This is a genomic window from Sulfuricurvum sp., from assembly GCF_031427015.1.
Lineage (GTDB): Bacteria > Campylobacterota > Campylobacteria > Campylobacterales > Sulfurimonadaceae > Sulfuricurvum.
Genome location: NZ_JASJOW010000004.1, coordinates 237,610 through 253,215 on the forward strand (window position 1 = coordinate 237,610; position 15,606 = coordinate 253,215).

Annotated in this window: 18 protein-coding genes; 9 read left to right on the plus strand and 9 right to left on the minus strand. The window is 44.2% G+C overall.

What is annotated here, in order from left to right; genetic code table 11:
- Window positions 1-71: 71 nt before the first annotated feature.
- Both RMO68_RS09710 and RMO68_RS09715 read left to right on the plus strand, forming a co-directional pair.
- The gene (locus RMO68_RS09710; protein ID WP_310440553.1) at window positions 72-797 is read left to right on the plus strand and encodes a pirin family protein; all 726 of its coding nucleotides are present in this window, start codon (window positions 72-74) and stop codon (window positions 795-797) included.
- Window positions 798-854: 57 nt separating this feature from the next.
- Window positions 855-2,168: an alkaline phosphatase family protein gene (locus RMO68_RS09715; protein WP_310440554.1), complete on the plus strand. Its 1,314-nt coding sequence runs from the start codon at window positions 855-857 to the stop codon at window positions 2,166-2,168.
- Between the two features lies 1 nt (window position 2,169).
- On the opposite strand, the gene RMO68_RS09720 is transcribed toward RMO68_RS09715, so the two are convergent.
- The 9 genes from RMO68_RS09720 to RMO68_RS09760 form a co-directional block, all read right to left on the minus strand.
- A complete protein-coding gene (locus RMO68_RS09720; protein ID WP_310440555.1) occupies window positions 2,170-2,517 on the minus strand; it encodes a hypothetical protein in 348 nt (115 codons plus the stop codon).
- Window positions 2,517-3,704, minus strand: coding sequence for a NifS family cysteine desulfurase (locus tag RMO68_RS09725; RefSeq protein WP_310440571.1), 1,188 nt, complete (start codon window positions 3,702-3,704; stop codon window positions 2,517-2,519). The genes RMO68_RS09720 and RMO68_RS09725 overlap by 1 nt, the downstream gene beginning before the upstream one ends.
- 61 nt (window positions 3,705-3,765) lie before the next feature.
- A complete protein-coding gene (locus tag RMO68_RS09730) occupies window positions 3,766-4,041 on the minus strand; it encodes a type II toxin-antitoxin system YafQ family toxin (protein ID WP_310440556.1) in 276 nt (91 codons plus the stop codon).
- Window positions 4,041-4,292: a type II toxin-antitoxin system RelB/DinJ family antitoxin gene (locus RMO68_RS09735; RefSeq protein ID WP_310440557.1), complete on the minus strand. Its 252-nt coding sequence runs from the start codon at window positions 4,290-4,292 to the stop codon at window positions 4,041-4,043. Before RMO68_RS09735 ends, RMO68_RS09730 begins: the two co-directional genes overlap by 1 nt.
- Window positions 4,293-4,363: 71 nt before the next feature.
- Entirely contained in the window at window positions 4,364-5,575 is a 1,212-nt protein-coding gene (gene clpX, locus RMO68_RS09740; protein ID WP_310440558.1) for an ATP-dependent Clp protease ATP-binding subunit ClpX, read from the minus strand.
- A complete protein-coding gene (locus RMO68_RS09745; RefSeq protein ID WP_310440559.1) occupies window positions 5,575-6,171 on the minus strand; it encodes an ATP-dependent Clp protease proteolytic subunit in 597 nt (198 codons plus the stop codon). Before RMO68_RS09745 ends, clpX begins: the two co-directional genes overlap by 1 nt.
- A 12-nt stretch (window positions 6,172-6,183) precedes the next feature.
- Entirely contained in the window at window positions 6,184-7,014 is an 831-nt protein-coding gene (locus tag RMO68_RS09750) for an SIR2 family protein (protein ID WP_310440560.1), read from the minus strand.
- A gap of 130 nt (window positions 7,015-7,144) precedes the next feature.
- The gene (locus tag RMO68_RS09755; protein ID WP_310440561.1) at window positions 7,145-7,663 is read right to left on the minus strand and encodes a hypothetical protein; all 519 of its coding nucleotides are present in this window, start codon (window positions 7,661-7,663) and stop codon (window positions 7,145-7,147) included.
- A gap of 11 nt (window positions 7,664-7,674) precedes the next feature.
- Window positions 7,675-8,115, minus strand: coding sequence for a hypothetical protein (locus RMO68_RS09760; RefSeq protein WP_310440562.1), 441 nt, complete (start codon window positions 8,113-8,115; stop codon window positions 7,675-7,677).
- Window positions 8,116-8,279: 164 nt separating this feature from the next.
- On the opposite strand from RMO68_RS09760, the gene RMO68_RS09765 reads away from it, so the two are divergent.
- From RMO68_RS09765 to RMO68_RS09795, 7 genes are all read left to right on the plus strand, one after another.
- Window positions 8,280-11,069, plus strand: a complete 2,790-nt coding sequence (locus RMO68_RS09765) for an EAL domain-containing protein (RefSeq protein WP_310440563.1) — start codon at window positions 8,280-8,282, stop codon at window positions 11,067-11,069.
- A gap of 158 nt (window positions 11,070-11,227) precedes the next feature.
- Entirely contained in the window at window positions 11,228-12,643 is a 1,416-nt protein-coding gene (nifB, locus tag RMO68_RS09770; RefSeq protein WP_310440564.1) for a nitrogenase cofactor biosynthesis protein NifB, read from the plus strand.
- A 10-nt stretch (window positions 12,644-12,653) separates the two neighbouring features.
- Window positions 12,654-13,769, plus strand: a complete 1,116-nt coding sequence (gene nifV / locus RMO68_RS09775; protein WP_310440565.1) for a homocitrate synthase — start codon at window positions 12,654-12,656, stop codon at window positions 13,767-13,769.
- Entirely contained in the window at window positions 13,760-14,587 is an 828-nt protein-coding gene (locus RMO68_RS09780; protein WP_310440566.1) for a GNAT family N-acetyltransferase, read from the plus strand. The genes nifV and RMO68_RS09780 overlap by 10 nt, the downstream gene beginning before the upstream one ends.
- A gap of 38 nt (window positions 14,588-14,625) precedes the next feature.
- On the plus strand, window positions 14,626-14,823 hold the full coding sequence (locus RMO68_RS09785; RefSeq protein ID WP_310440567.1) for a CCE_0567 family metalloprotein: 198 nt from the start codon (window positions 14,626-14,628) through the stop codon (window positions 14,821-14,823).
- A gap of 10 nt (window positions 14,824-14,833) precedes the next feature.
- A complete protein-coding gene (locus RMO68_RS09790) occupies window positions 14,834-15,112 on the plus strand; it encodes a hypothetical protein (RefSeq protein ID WP_310440568.1) in 279 nt (92 codons plus the stop codon).
- Window positions 15,109-15,549 carry a GNAT family N-acetyltransferase gene (locus RMO68_RS09795; RefSeq protein WP_310440569.1) on the plus strand — a complete coding sequence of 147 codons (441 nt, stop codon included), beginning with the start codon at window positions 15,109-15,111 and terminating at the stop codon, window positions 15,547-15,549. The genes RMO68_RS09790 and RMO68_RS09795 overlap by 4 nt, the downstream gene beginning before the upstream one ends.
- The last annotated feature ends 57 nt before the right edge of the window (window positions 15,550-15,606 follow it).

Genomic DNA, 15,606 nt, shown 5'->3' on the forward strand with positions numbered 1-15,606 from the left:
CCAATAGTGTGATAAAATCTTTCTCATAATCTAAAAATTCAGATGATACTTTTTCTTAAAAAGGGGAGTCGATGCAGTTTTTTCTCCATAAGTCCGATGAACGCGGAACCGCTAATCATAGCTGGCTTCATAGCCGATTTAGTTTTAGTTTTGCCGATTATCATAACCGAGATAGGATGGGATTCGGTGCTTTACGTGTCATTAATGACGACACTATCGAACCCTCAGGCGGTTTCGGGATGCATCCTCACCGTGATATGGAGATCATAACGATCGTTACTAAAGGGGCGCTTGAGCATAAAGATTCCGAAGGAAACAGCGGGATTATTAAAGCAGGTGAGATCCAGTATATGTCTGCAGGGAGGGGGATTGAACATTCGGAGTTTAATCCCTCCGCCAAAAAGAAGACAGAATTGTTTCAAATATGGGTTATTCCGCGTGAAAAAGGGCTGACACCCCATTATGAACAGCATAAATGTGACATGGACCGATTAAACAGCTGGGCATTGCTTGTCAGTGGAGACGGTCGAAAGAACTCTTTGAAAATTGCTCAAGATCTTTGTATCCGAGTCTCCCATCTGTTCTTAGGACATACCCTTGTCTCCGACTCCAAAAAACCAGGATACGGCAGATTGCTGTTTGTCGTTGACGGTGAAGTGAATGTGTGCGGTTATACCCTTAAACGGCGGGATGAATTGCAAATTATCGGGGATGAGACTTTTGAAATTACGGCATGCCGAGATGCCCATATTTTGTTATTTGACGTACCGCTGGAGAATTTTAAAAGAGAGGCGTGAAGACAGTAACAAAACGGTAAGCATCCAAAGCTATACTCTCAAAAAAACGGATCTTTGATGAAACAGCTCTTCCTCCTTTTTTTGCTTTTCTCTTTCTCTGCCTATGGTGATAATGTACGAAGTAAAATCGATCACATTATCGTTATCTATCTTGAAAATCGTAGCTTTGACAATCTTTTTCGAGGTTTTGAAAAAGCCGATACGTCGGATAAACCGTGGGTTGATTATTCTAGTCAACATGACCGTAACGGTACCCTTTATCCGGCACTTACGATGGGAGAAAAATCGATCCAAGGAGGATTTCCGACACGTGTGCCAAATGCGCCGTTTTTACTCGATACGTATGTATCACACGAAGGGATGATTCCCGATCTCGTCCATCGTTTTACCCAAAATCAGCTCCAGATCAACGGCGGGAAGAATGATCGATTTGTGGACGTGAGTGATGAAAAAGCTCTTGCTATGGGCTATCACGACATCTCAGGAAGCGCATTATGGCGTTACGCGAAAGAGTTTACCCTGTGCGACCGTTTTTTTGCGGCGGCATTCGGGGGATCATTTTTAAATCATCAATGGCTGATTGCGGCACGTACTCCCTATGTCGGGGATGAGTCGAATATTTCACGCTACGTGTTGGATCAAAACGGAGAAATACTTCAAGACGGTATTCTTACCGCTGATGGGTATGCCGTAAACACGATTCAGCCGTTTAATCCTCCTTTCAAGGCCAAATATGCCGATGCTTCGCTGCGTTTAAAGCCGCTACAATACGATACGATAGGGGATCGTTTAACTGAGAAAAATATTTCGTGGGGATGGTATAGCGGCGGATACAACGACGCTGTAGAAGGTCGCGGTGATGCCGTCCATTACCAATACCACCATAATCCTTTTTTATATTTTGAACGGTATGCCCCAAAAAGTGAAGGGCGAAAATACCTTAAAGACGAAAAAGAGTTTTTTAGAGAGTTGGAAGAGGGGAAATTACCGAGTGTCGTCTTTTTCAAACCTTCCGCTGAGGATAACCAACACCCCGGATACGCAAGTATTAATGCGGCAGATAAAAAACTTTCTCAAATTGTGGAAGCGCTACGGAGCAGACCGAGTATTTGGGAAAAATCGGTAATTATCATCACCTACGATGAAAACGGCGGTTTATGGGATCATGTCGCACCACCCGCAGGTGATCGATGGGGGCCTGGAACCCGTATTCCCGCTTTAGTTATTTCGCCGTATGCGAAGAGAGGGTATGTGGATCATACCGAGTACGATACGACTTCGATATTACGTCTGATTGAATGGAAATATGGGTTAGAACAGATCGGAGAACGCCACAGCAATAACCTGCTCAATGTTTTTGAAGAGCAATAGATTAAGCAAAATGACGTTTGAGGGGTGCAATATCGCGTTTAAACAGATAGAGTTGTCCGTAGCAATCGCAAAACTTTTTACATCCGCACGGATCAAAAAGATTTTTCCCGCTCTCGAGTGAGTAACTCCCAAAATCGGTTTTAATAACATTGCCTCGGATTTGGAGGATGGTGAGGGTACGAACCACACAAGAATCTTCTGTATCAAGACGATGAAACTTCTCTTTGTTGGCGTGTACCCATAGAATTTTAGAAGGGAGTGTGAGGTTGAGGAGAACCTCTTGGTTCCACTCTCGCGTCGCTTCGAGTCTGTCAAGCTCCGCATCACTGACATTACGATAAGGTCGCATCAGCCAACTTCGTTTGTGTAGGCATAGGTTGAGGAGATAGAGCGCAGACGTTCCGCCGCTTTGATAAATACCTCGATTACATAATCAATCTCATCGGCCGTCGTAAAGCGGCTGAGGCTGAGACGGATAGCGGTATGGGCGAGTTCAGGGTCTTCACCGATAGCGCTCATGACTGGATTGGCTTCGAGCGATTCGGAAGCACATGCGCTCCCCGTAGAAGCGGCGATACCTGCACGGTTGAGATCCCACAGCATCGATTCCCCTTCGATACCGCGAAGTGAGATAAGAATGGTATTTGGGGTACGGCGTGCGCGATCACCGACGACGATGGTGTCAGGTAGTTGAGAGATGGCGTCTTCGAGACGATCGCGTAGTGCTCTGACATCGCTGTTCATTTTATCCAGATGTCCTACCGATTGTTTCATCGCCAGACCCATACCGATGATGTAGGCGACGTTGAGGGTTCCTGCCCGTTTTCCCCCCATTTGTTCCCCGCCGTGCAAGAGGTTCGGGAGATCTGAGCCTTTTTTGACATACAATCCGCCGATCCCTTTTGGACCGTGGAATTTGTGAGCGGAGAAGGTGAGGTAATCGATCGGAGTTTTGGTGAGATCGACTTTTACTTTTCCGATGGCTTGAACCGCATCGGTATGGAAGAGAATCCCGCGCTCTTTTGCGATAGCGGCAACTTCATCGACAGGGAAAATCATCCCCGTTTCGTTGTTCGCCCACATCATAGAGATGAGAATAGTTTTATCGGTAATCGCCGCCGCAATACGTTCTGCACTGACATAGCCGTATTGATCCACATCGACAAATGTGATTTCAGCACCGTTTTCTTCGAGAAAATGGAGGGTTTCCAAGACGGAAGGGTGTTCAACCGCAGAGGCGATGATATGGTTTTTGCTCGGATCACGGAGGATGTGTTTGAAAAAGACTCCCTTGAGGACGGTGTTGTTACTTTCGGTCGCACAAGAGGTGATGAGGATGTCATCGGCATCTGGAGCGTTTAGGGCGTCGTACATGTTCCCCATCGCTTCGTTGAGATAGGGGCGCACTTCGATACCGTATTGGTGCAATGAGTTCGGATTGCCGTAAAGCTCTTCAAAAAACGGCTGCATTTTGACCTTTACGATCGGATCGAGTTTCGTAGTTGCATTGTTGTCTAAATATACACGTTTCATTATTTGTCCTCATGTGTCGGATATTATGAGGAGAGAATGCAAGATTTGTTCGAGAAGGGGGTGGTTATCTAAAAAGTTGAGCGTGTGAACCGATCCGCATGAGAACAATTTGGTTATTCTCTTCATTGATGTAGTAGATTAGGAGCATATCTCCACCCAGATGAAATTCCCGAAAACTTTTCCATTCACCGTTTAGCGGATGATCTTTTGATTCTATCGGTAGGTCATTGCCTTCGATTAATAGTGAGAGATATTGAATCATCTTGGCAAACTGCTGATCAGTTAAGGTGACTTTGTCGATCTCCTTTTTGAAAAGCTTATGCCGTATGAGTTGGCGCATTAGGCGCTTCTCTCTCGCTTTAGATCATCGAGTGAAAACGGTTCGAGATTTTTCCCCTCTAAAACGTCTCTCATTACTGCTTGGGTCTCTTCGTTCGGGATTTCGATGTCGAAAGGGATCCCTTTGCGAAGACGCACCTGATTTAAAAAGAGGTTGACCGCTTCACCGAGACTGAGACCCAGTTCATTAAATATTTTTTGGGCTTCTTGTTTCACGGTCGGGTCGAGTTTCATACTGGTAGTCTGACGCATAGTAGACCTCCGATTTAAAATAATACTATAGTATTATATATCTTCTATATCGGAATGTCAAATTGAAATCCTCACGCTTCCGCGTGTTCTTCTTTGTAGACGTAGATAGGCTCATGCTCTGGATTGTCGATCACCGCTTCGGTGATCGTGACGCTTTGGAGATTTTTCTGTGACGGACAGCTAAATTGCAACGGAAGCATCGCCTCCTCGATAATCCCGCGTAATCCACGTGCACCGACACCGCGATCGATAGCCTTTTGCGCGACCGCTTCGAGCGCTTTCGGCTCGAAATTCAGCTCGATGCCGTCCATGTCGAACAACGCCTGAAACTGTTTGATAAGGGCGTTGTCCGGCTCTTGGAGAATTTGGATCATTTGATCTTTGGTGAGTTCCCCCAACTGTGCCACGACGGGGATACGCCCGATAAATTCGGGGATCATCCCGTAATGGACAAGCGCTTTGGCATCGATTTTCTTCGGCTTGGCATCGGCAGAGGCACTTTTACTGAATCCCACTTTATTCGTTTTTTTCGTATGGGTATCGGGAACGAGACCGACAAAGGCTCCTCCGCAGACGAAGAGGACGTGAGAGGTGTTAAACAATACCGTCTCGGTGGTAGAGTTTTTACGGCTCCCTTTTACGGGAACGTACACTTCGGCACCCTCTAGGATTTTAAGCAACCCTTGTTGTACACCCTCTCCTGAGACATCGCGTCCCATCGTGGAACTTTCCCCTTTGCGGGCGATTTTGTCCACTTCATCGATGTAGATGATTCCCCTCTGAGCGAGTTCAATATCATAATTTGCCGCAGCAAGGAGGCGTGAGAGGATACTCTCAACGTCTTCACCGACATAACCCGCTTCGGTGAGGGCAGTTGCATCGGCGACGGCGAAGGGAACCTGCATGATCTTGGAGAGCGATTTGGCGAGGAGTGTTTTACCGCTTCCCGTAGGCCCTACCAACATGATATTCGATTTTTCCAACTCAACGTTGTTATAAATCGGGTTCTCAATCCGTTTGTAGTGATTGTAGAGGGCGACGGCGAGCACTTTTTTCGCATCTTCTTGACCGATGATGTATTTATTCAAAAACTCGACGATTTTCTCTGGGGTCGGGAGCTGTTGCTGCATGGCGGAGCGTTGCTCGTAACGTACCTCTTTTTGGAGTATGCTAGAGCAGGTCGTGACACACTCATTACAGATATGGGTCGTCTCCGAGGAGAACATCTTTTTTACTTCACTTTGTTTTCTTCCACAAAACGAACAGGTTTTTTCGGTACTCATCAAACATCCTTTGGAGTAAATTTGGTGAGGATCGTATCGGCAAGACCGAATGCGATCGCTTCATGCGCTTCCATGTAATTGTCACGGTCGGACTCTTTTTCGATTACTTTGGCACTTTTCCCCGTAGCATTTGCTAGGATTACATAAAGGCGGCGTTTGAGGTTAAGGATATGCTTCGTATGAATCTCGATATCACTTGCCTGCCCCGAATATCCACCGAGGGGCTGATGGATCATCACTTCGGCATTGGGGAGCATGTAGCGATGCCCGTTCTCTCCGCACGTAAAGAGTACCGCCGCCATCGACGCGACCAACCCCATTGCATAGGTATGGACAGGGGCGTTGATGAGATTCATCGTATCGAGTATCGCTAATCCTGCCATCACAGAACCGCCCGGTGAGCTGATATACATGTGAATCGGTTCCTCAGGATCCATAGCTTCGAGATAAAGCAGCTGAGAGACGATAACCCCCATCATATGATCATCGATTGCTTCGGTAATGACGATAACACGGTCACCCAAAAGTTTGGAAAAGAGGTCGAAATAACGCTCTCCACGCGGTGAAACATCTTTAACGGTCGGAATAAACGGCATGATAATCTCCTTTTATACAAATGCTTTAATGAATTCAGGTAACGACATAGGGATCACTTCAAGGTTATGTTTTTCGATGAACTTTTTCTCTTTTTTACCCAGTTCTTTGTCGGTAATAACATAGCCCCCTTCGAGATCGAGCGTGAGTTCGTTAGCAACCATACGGTCGGTGTCACGATCAAATGAGGTTCCCAAAAAGAGGTATTTTTTGGTTTTTCGATAGGTTTTTAGCACTTTCGGTACGGCAAATCCTCCCATCGCTTCGGTGAGCCAATCAACATAGTCGGCATCGGAGATAACGAAGGTCGGATTCGGTAGAGGTGAACCCATCGGTTTAAAGAGAATTTTCTCAGCATTGTCGAGAACTTCATCATCGACAAGAAAATATTTTTGGTTTTCAACATCGTATTCGTACACTTCATATCGGTTCAGATCACCCATAATGCGTGATTTGCCTATGATGAGACAGTGCGGTGTGAATGCCAAAAGTTCTTGGAATTTCGTATCGCGGTTTGTATCGACGATGTAGCGTGGAGACATATCGACAATCGCTTTGTGCAGCGGTGTCGGATCAAAGGGTTTGGTATAGATATGGTTGATAAGTTGTGTCATAAACTCTACGCCGCGACGTTGTTCTAAATGCATTGCGGCACGGGAGTATTCAAACATGAGTCGCGGTGACATTGCTCGACCGCCGTTCATTGCCAAAATAAGGGAGTCGCTGTCATGCGGAACCGCTTCACCCTCTTTGGTCATTATCCCCTCAAATACGCCTAAACCGAAGTAGGGGATCGTGGTTTGGTTGCGTAATTCTTTCTTGATCGTTTCGAAAATAGTGTCCATTTTGATCCCTTTTGGAGCTTTTGATAAACTATTGCATTTTGCGTTCTTGTCATAAATAGGAGTAATTTAGTCTTATTTGTAGGATTGTGGGGATAGCGGGGTTGAAAGGGACAAAAATGTCACTTATTATTTACCCGTGACACCCTTTTCCGGTATAGCAGTTTTGTGCGGCGGCAATTTTAACCAGTGCTTTGTCAAAACTAAACGGGGCATTGAGATCCTCTAGTATCTCATGGTAAAACACAGCGCCGTCTTTAGAAATGACAAACAACGCTTTGGCGAACTCTCCGCCGAGTTCTCCCTCTGAGAGTCGGACACCGTAATAATCACCGAACGCTTCATCATAATCGTAACCCACCAGCCACTCTTCTAAAGAGGGGAGAGAATGTTGGTTAGAAGCGACAATAAGCGCTTTTGTGATCCCTCCCAGAGCGTTAAGGGAGAAGAGGGTATCGATTTCACTTAACTGTGAAAGGAGAACCTTATCGATAAAAGGTACGCTGATAAGGAGTTGTGTCGCACCGTTTTGTCCACCGATACGGAAGGTTTCATCTGAACTGTTTTTCAGATCTACCCGTTCGGAAGCGTAGCCGACATCGAGCGGCATATCTTCGAGTTTTAAGAGGGATGAGTTATAGGTTATCTGCATTTGTGGCTCCTTTATGCGGGGTGGACGTAGCGGAGGTGTTCGACAATTTCCGTACCGACGACGAAATGCTCAATCGCTTCGGCGGGAGTTTTAATAAACGGCGGAACTTTATGGAGTTTGATTCCGACGTTTTTCATCGCATACAAGGTATTGAGGCAGTATTGATCGACAATGAGCGTATTACATTTTCCGATCACCTCAAGGAGTGCGTAATGCTCACTGATATGCTGAGGGTTTTGAGCTAAATCACTTTCACATTCACAGGCCATCATGGTAGGATTTTTTACCATATCTCCTGAATGTTTTTCCCACGGGTTAAGTTTGGTTTCCAAATAACGGTATCGGATATCTTTACGGTCACCGACTACTTCATAGAGGGAGAACATCGTGCAAGAACACGGGTTATAGTGGTAAACACTCTCTCGGGCATCCATCGGTATTGCAACGATCATGATTATATCTCCTCAGGTATTGCTAACAAATAATTGCATTTTCTGTTCTGACGACTAAAATGTCGGATTTTATATATAATTTACACATCAATACTAGAATTTCATATGCATTTTAATGGTACTATTACTGATTACAATAGATGAAATGATAAACGGGAGGGAAAGTGCGATTACTTAATCATCAATATGAAAATGAACGCATTCTCTCCTCGTTTATTGATACGTATATCGATTCATCAAAATCGGTTTTCATACAGCTTTTTAGCGGAAGTATTGATTTCTATCTGGTTCAATCGATTCTTGATCAGGTAACGCGTAGACTTCCGAATGCGGTGCTCATCGGGGCAACGACAGCAGGTGAAATCATGAACGGTGTCATGAGTTCCAATAAAATCGTCCTTGCTTTTTCCCTTTTTGACGCGACAGAGATTAAAAGCCGCTATTTTCCCCTTGCCGATTTTGAAAGCGGAGTTTTGGCCGCTAGCGAGATGCTCAGTGATCGGAGCAAAGTATGTATTGCTTTCGGTGAAGGGCTACATGGAGACTCCGAATCATTTCTAAATGGATTTACTTCGGTACGAAGCAACATAATTGTAGCGGGAGGAAATGCCGGAGATGATCTGACGTTTACCCACACCTCGATTATGCACCAGCACACGCTGTACGATCATGGTATTGTTGTTGCCGTATTGGAGAGCGATGTTTTACAAGTACACAACAATTATTCGCTGAATTGGACCTCTATCGGTAAAGAGATGGTAGTGACACGGGCGGAGCAGAATGTTGTGTATGAGATTGATGGGAAAAGTGTAAAAGAGATTCATGCCCATTATCTCGGTGTCGAAGCGATTTCTCGAATTCCTGAAAGCGCAATTGCGTTTCCTCTTATTAAAATACAAGACGGAGTTCGAATCGCAAGGTCGATGATCGGTCAGAATGAGCAAGGCGGGTTTATCTACGCTGGGCATTTTCAAAATGGGGATAAAGTCCGTTTTGCTATCGGGAATATCGAAGAGATTTTGAATAATGCTGTCGATATGCGCAAATCAGTCAGTACTAGACCTACTGAAGCCACCTATATCTATTCATGTTCGGTACGCAAACACTTTTTAAAAGAAGAACTCAATTATGAGTTTTCGCTTATCAATGAAATAGCTCCGACGGCAGGTTTTTTTACGTACGGTGAGTTCTTTCATTCACCTCACGGCAATCAATTGCTTAATATTACGACGACAACCCTTTCATTAAGCGAATCCGATCACGTCGTATCGTCTGACCCGTTCAAGGAAGTCCGCTATTTACCGTATACGACATTGAAATCTCTTACCCATTTGGTCAATGCGACTCAAAATGAATTGGATGAGAGTATTAGAATTCTTGACCAGTACAAAATGGTTTTGGATGAGAGTGCGATCGTCTCCAAAACGGATAAGAGAGGTATTATCACGTATGCCAATGATGCATTTTGCAAAGTATCAGGATTTAGTCGTGAAGAGTTGGTCGGAAAAGCGCACAATGTCGGACGGCACCCCGATAATCCGAAACAGCTTTTTAAAGATATGTGGAAAACGATCAAGTCGGGTAAAGTGTGGAAAGATACTTTTAAAAATCTTACTAAAGACGGAAACGATTATTATGTTAAATCGGTTATTGCCCCTATTTTTGATGATGAGGGGAATATCATCGAGTATATTTCGGCGCGGAAAGATGTAACCGATTTGGTCAAAAAAGAGGAGATTATCCAGCGTCAGCTCAAAGACCCTCTGACCAATCTAAAAAATCGTACCGCGTTGCTGAATGATTTGGAAAGTGCGGGGGGTGATGTAACTCTAATGCTCCTCAATATTGATCGCTTTTCAACCATCAACGATTATTTCGGATATGAGATCGGGGATCAGCTACTGAAACTTTTTGCCGAACGTTTACAAGAGACAGCGGGGCGTGAGTATCTTTATCGTATTAGCGGCGATGAATTTGTTATTCTTTATGTCGAAAAAGCATTTGATAATATCTTGCGCAATCATATGATTACGTATCTCAACAATTTGGAAAATTTTAAATACAATGTCGGAGGATACGATATCTCTCTCCATGTTTCGGCGGGAATTGCCTATGCGACCTATTCGGATGTCTACAATCTTGCCCATATGGCGTTTAAAGAGGCAAAAGAACAGCAGGTAAAACTGATTTTCTTCAATGATAATACGGCCTTAACCGAGAAAACCCGTAACAATATCTGGATGGTGAATAAAATTAAATTAGCCATCGAAGAGGATCGTATCGTCCCTTATTTTCAGGGGATTGTCGATAACACTACCCGTCAAATCGTCAAATATGAAGCTTTAATACGGTTAGTAGAGAGCAACGGAGCGGTACTTAGCCCTTATTGGTTTTTAGAACATGCGAAAAAATCAAAACTGTATGACATATTGACCCGTATTATGATCGAAAAAACGTTTGCCGTGTTTGAACACAACGGGTATGAGTTTTCGCTCAATCTGACGGTGCAGGATATTGTTACGGATGAAACGAGAAAGTTTCTTTATCACATGCTGGAATCTTCATCGGCGGCAAAACGTGTGGTGTTTGAGATTGTCGAAACCGAAGGAATCGTGAATTATGAAGAGGTGATTGCCTTTATAAAAAGGGTAAAACAGTACGGATGTAAAATTGCGATTGATGATTTCGGGACAGGGTATTCAAATTTCAGCTATTTGAGTAAGCTCGATGTCGATTACATTAAAATCGACGGTTCCCTCATTAAAAATATCAACCAAGATAACGATCACCTTTTTACCGTAGAGAGTATCCTATTTTTTGCTCATCGCAAAGGGATTAAGACGATTGCCGAGTTCGTTGAAGATGAATCAATTTTTGCAAAAATGGTGGAACTTGGGATTGACTACTCTCAAGGTTACCTTTTTTCTACCCCTCAAGCTACGATTAAAACATAATCGTTCTACCCATCCGCTACAATCCTTACAAAAACGTCGCTTTTTGTTGAATTCTCCATTTTAAAGCTATAGAACACGGTTTGCATTAACTCCATTAAGAAATGATTGCGTGCTGGATGAGGCAAAGGATCATTGGATTTTTTACTAAGGAGTTTAAAATGAGCTGTTCCTCTAGCGGTAACGAAGCTTTTATGCCTGATGACATCAAAGAGAAGATTCATAATCATCCATGCTATTCAGAAGGCGCACATCACCATTATGCCCGTATTCACGTAGCGGTAGCCCCTGCGTGTAATATTCAATGTAATTACTGTAATCGTAAATACGACTGTTCAAATGAATCCCGTCCGGGAGTAACATCAGAGCGTCTTTCACCTGAAGAGGCGGCAAAAAAAGTATTGCTCGTCGGCGGTGAAGTACAGCGTATGAGTGTTTTAGGGATTGCAGGTCCGGGAGATGCGTTAGCCAATCCCGGGAAGACGTTTGAGACCTTCGGTTTAGTGCGTGAATTTGCACCGGATCTTAAATTGTGTCTCTCAACCAACGGTTTGGAACTCGCGACCTATATTGATGAAATGGTAGAACATAATATCGATCACATTACCGTGACGATCAACAGCGTTGATGAGACCGGAGAGATCGGAAGTCAAATCTATCCGTGGATTTTCTATAACAACAAACGTATTTATGGAAAAGAGGCAGCACAAATTCTCCTTGAGCGTCAGCTAGAGGGGATGAAAAAATGTGTCGAAAAAGGGATCTTGATCAAAGCAAACTCGGTTCTTATTCCGGGAATCAATGACCAACATCTTCCTGAAGTCTCCAAAAAACTCAAAGAAATCGGTGTGTTTTTGCATAACATTATGCCGATCCTCTCTGAGCCTGAATTCGGAACTAAATTTGCCCTTGACGGTGTACCGAGTGCAACCGATCAAGAACAAATGGCGGTACAAGAAGCGTGCGGCATGGATATGAAACTTATGCAACACTGTCGTCAATGCCGTGCCGATGCCGTCGGACTGATCGGTGAAGACCGAGGGGCTGAGTTTACGAAAGATACCTTCGCCGGTCTTAGTTTCGATGAACTCCAAATCAAATACGATCTTGAAGCGCGTCAAGCAGCTCAAGCAAAAATCGAAGAGTTCCGATTCTTCCTCGATCAGGCTAACGAACGGGTTCGCAAAGAGAAAGAAGAACTCAGCTCTACGGGTGTAACTATCCTTGTCGCCGTTACGACAGCGGGTGAGGGGATGATTAATCAACACTTTGGAAGCGTTAAAGAGTTCCTTATCTATGAGGCAGGGGATAAGGGTATCCGTTTTATCCATCACCGTAAAGTCGATGTGGAGTATTGTGCGGGACCGGACGGTAGCAATCCACTTGCTCCGATTTTGGAAAAACTTAAAGACGTGCAGCTAATTCTGACCGCAAAAATCGGTGGATGTCCACAAGATGATTTGAAATCGGCAGGAATTATCGCTGATCAAAGTTATGCGTATCAACCGATTGAAATTTCGGTACTTAAAGCGTCTCGTAAATATTTCGGTATGGATGAAAACGCGGAAGTGAATTAAGGAGCCTATCATGGCACTCATAAACGATACCACATTACGTGATGGGGAACAAGCTCCTTATGTCGCGTTTAATACTCAAGAGAAACTTCGTATCGCGACGCTATTGGATGCGTGCGGTGCGGATGAACTTGAAATCGGTATTGCCGCAATGGGTGTCAAAGAGCGTGAAGACATTAAAGAGCTGTTGGCTTTGGGTCTGAATGCGCGCATGATGACATGGAACCGAATGAAAATGGAAGATTTAGACGCCTCGCTTTCGTGCGGTGTCAAAGCCGTTGATCTTTCGATACCGATCTCCGATCTCCTTATCGATGTTAAATTCGGCGGCAGTAAACTCAAAGTTTTGCATGAACTTGAACATGTCGTTTCGGCCGCATCGCGTGAGGGATTATTCATCTGCATCGGCGGTGAAGACAGCTCTCGTGGAAACCCTGCATTTATCCGTGATGTAATGGAACTCTCACGAGAGTGCGGAGCATCACGATTTCGCTATTGTGACACAATCGGTATCATGACACCGACACAAACCTATACGGTTATCAAATCATTGTGTGATCTTAACCTCCTCCCTATTGAAATGCACACACATAATGATTTTGGTTTAGCGAACGCTAATGCCCTTAGCGGCATCGATGCCGGAGCAACAGGATTGAATACCACGGTAATCGGATTGGGTGAACGGGCAGGAAACGCTTCGTTTGAGCAAATCCTTATGGCACTCAAACACCTCTACGGAGAATCACGAAGCATTGATCCGATCTTGCTTCGTGATCTCGTACAAAGCGTTGCTTGTGCGGCCAATATCAATTTAGCCTCGAACGCCCCTATTGTAGGGGAGCGAATCTTCGCACATGAGAGCGGAATCCATGCTGATGGGATGATGAAAGATTCTCATGCGTATGAGCCCTATGAAGCGAGCGAAGTGGGATTAGAGAGCTCTTATCCGATCGGAAAACACTCCGGAAGTGCGACGATACGGTACCATTTAGCACGTATGGGTATCAGTGCCGATAACTCTATTTTAGGTGATCTTCTTCCAAAAATACGTGAAATTGTCACTTCACGCAAACGTGTTTTAGAGATTGCCGAGCTGAAATCTCTTTATCAGGACGCGGTATGTATATAGGATGGCTCAAATACGCAGATGTAGCTGAATTGACCAAAATTTCGGAAGAGACGGGTTGGCTTCTGGATGGATATCATGTCAAACTGATGATGATGCACGCTCCGCATTTGTGTTACGGTGCGTATGAGGACGGTGTCTTAATCGGAGCCGTGATGGCGATAGAGTTTGAAACTTCCGCCATGATCAAGTATTTTATGGTGAAACCGACCCACCAAAAGCAAGGGATCGGAAGACGTCTTTTTAATACCCTTTTCGGTGCTTTAAAAGAGGAACACCCTTCGTTATATCTTCATGCCAATCCTGCATTGGAATCTTTTTTTCAAAGCTACGGGTTTAAGAGTGTAATCGAAGTAGGGCGTTTTTTGAATGTCGGTAAAGTACCCCCGTTTAGTTTTACCAATGCTCAGGCAAAAGAGCTTGACGGCGGAAATTTTGATGCGACGATCCGACGTATCGATGCAGAAACATTCGGTGAAGATCGTATGAGCTTTATGATGGACGAGATGGAACGCAATAGTTCGCTTAAATTTGCCCTCCCGAACTCTTTTCAGCACTCTAGCGTTATCAATGCGCGAGGCGTTTACCTCGGGCCGTGGCAGTGCCGCGAGGGATTTGAAGAGGAAGCGGAGAAAATGATGCAAGGGGTTCTTTATTTTCGAGGACTTAAAAAGGTACTTGCCGATGTTCCTTTGGGCAATAAAAGTGCTGTTGCGTTGTTTGAGAAATACCATTTTCAGCAAAAAGGGACTTTTTTGCATATGTGTTACGGAGTAGAACGTAACATCAAGTTTGAAAATATCTACGCATTTTCTTTGTGAATAAAATTTGCAATTAATACTAAAAAAAAGGGTCTATTATGTCCGATATGACAGAAGCAGAACATAAAAAAGAGTTGGCAAAACTCAAACGATTAGCGGTTGAAATTGCATCAGAAATTCATGATATTGTTGAAGATACAGTATGGACAAATCATGTTAAAATGCCTGAACTGGCTGAAAAACTTTATAATGCGGTTGAAACGGCAAATAAGTATAAGGCAGAACATTCCCTCTAAGGGGTAGATTATGGCTACGAAAGAAGAAGTATTAGCGCTTGAAGTGTGTGAATGCGGCAACAAAAACGTTGCCGAAGCCATTAAGATCTTTCAAGAGACCTCGCTTCCTTATAAAAAAGCGAAAAAACTCGTCACTGAGTGTGAAAAGAGCTGTTGTCGTGCAGCCCTTCTCAGACTTTTTGATATGTCCTATTTCGGTAAGTTCGATTACGATGAGATCGAGCGTTTGATTCAACTGCGTCATGATAAGTTGGGTGAGATTTTAGAACAGATGAAAACAGGGCGATGATGATCCGTCGCGCTGTTTTTGATGATATTCCGCTTATGGCAGCCCTTTTAGGTGAGCTTTTTACCATTGAAGATGATTTTATTATCGATGTTGAGAAACAATCTCGTGCTTTATCGATGATGCTTGAAAATCATAACGCTATACTCATGGTTAGTGTTGTGGATGGGGCAGTCGTCGGTATGATTACAGTGCAGATGCTTATATCGACAGCGATGGGAGAGAAAGTCGGATTGATCGAGGACTTTGTGATTAGCGAAAAATATCGCGGGATGGGGATCGGAAGAGAACTGTTGAACGCATTGATTTTAGTATCCCAGAAAGAGGGATTGAAACGTTTGGCTCTTGGCGCCGATCACCGAAATCATAAAGCCGTCTCTTTTTATCAAAAACAGGGATTTGACACCAGCCACATGGGACTGATGTACCGAAAAGTATAAAATTAGAAGTTATAGTTCAGACGGACAAGGAGACGATCAAAGCTGCCATCATCCTGC

Coding starts and splice junctions, on each gene's coding strand:
- RMO68_RS09710 (WP_310440553.1), top strand. CDS start 72: ATGCAGTTTTTTCTCCATAAGTCCGATGAACGCGGAACCGCTAATCAT.
- RMO68_RS09715 (WP_310440554.1), top strand. CDS start 855: ATGAAACAGCTCTTCCTCCTTTTTTTGCTTTTCTCTTTCTCTGCCTAT.
- RMO68_RS09720 (WP_310440555.1), bottom strand. CDS start 2,517: ATGCGACCTTATCGTAATGTCAGTGATGCGGAGCTTGACAGACTCGAA.
- RMO68_RS09730 (WP_310440556.1), bottom strand. CDS start 4,041: ATGCGCCAACTCATACGGCATAAGCTTTTCAAAAAGGAGATCGACAAA.
- RMO68_RS09735 (WP_310440557.1), bottom strand. CDS start 4,292: ATGCGTCAGACTACCAGTATGAAACTCGACCCGACCGTGAAACAAGAA.
- clpX (WP_310440558.1), bottom strand. CDS start 5,575: ATGAGTACCGAAAAAACCTGTTCGTTTTGTGGAAGAAAACAAAGTGAA.
- RMO68_RS09745 (WP_310440559.1), bottom strand. CDS start 6,171: ATGCCGTTTATTCCGACCGTTAAAGATGTTTCACCGCGTGGAGAGCGT.
- RMO68_RS09750 (WP_310440560.1), bottom strand. CDS start 7,014: ATGGACACTATTTTCGAAACGATCAAGAAAGAATTACGCAACCAAACC.
- RMO68_RS09755 (WP_310440561.1), bottom strand. CDS start 7,663: ATGCAGATAACCTATAACTCATCCCTCTTAAAACTCGAAGATATGCCG.
- RMO68_RS09760 (WP_310440562.1), bottom strand. CDS start 8,115: ATGATCGTTGCAATACCGATGGATGCCCGAGAGAGTGTTTACCACTAT.
- nifB (WP_310440564.1), top strand. CDS start 11,228: ATGAGCTGTTCCTCTAGCGGTAACGAAGCTTTTATGCCTGATGACATC.
- nifV (WP_310440565.1), top strand. CDS start 12,654: ATGGCACTCATAAACGATACCACATTACGTGATGGGGAACAAGCTCCT.
- RMO68_RS09780 (WP_310440566.1), top strand. CDS start 13,760: ATGTATATAGGATGGCTCAAATACGCAGATGTAGCTGAATTGACCAAA.
- RMO68_RS09785 (WP_310440567.1), top strand. CDS start 14,626: ATGTCCGATATGACAGAAGCAGAACATAAAAAAGAGTTGGCAAAACTC.
- RMO68_RS09790 (WP_310440568.1), top strand. CDS start 14,834: ATGGCTACGAAAGAAGAAGTATTAGCGCTTGAAGTGTGTGAATGCGGC.
- RMO68_RS09795 (WP_310440569.1), top strand. CDS start 15,109: ATGATGATCCGTCGCGCTGTTTTTGATGATATTCCGCTTATGGCAGCC.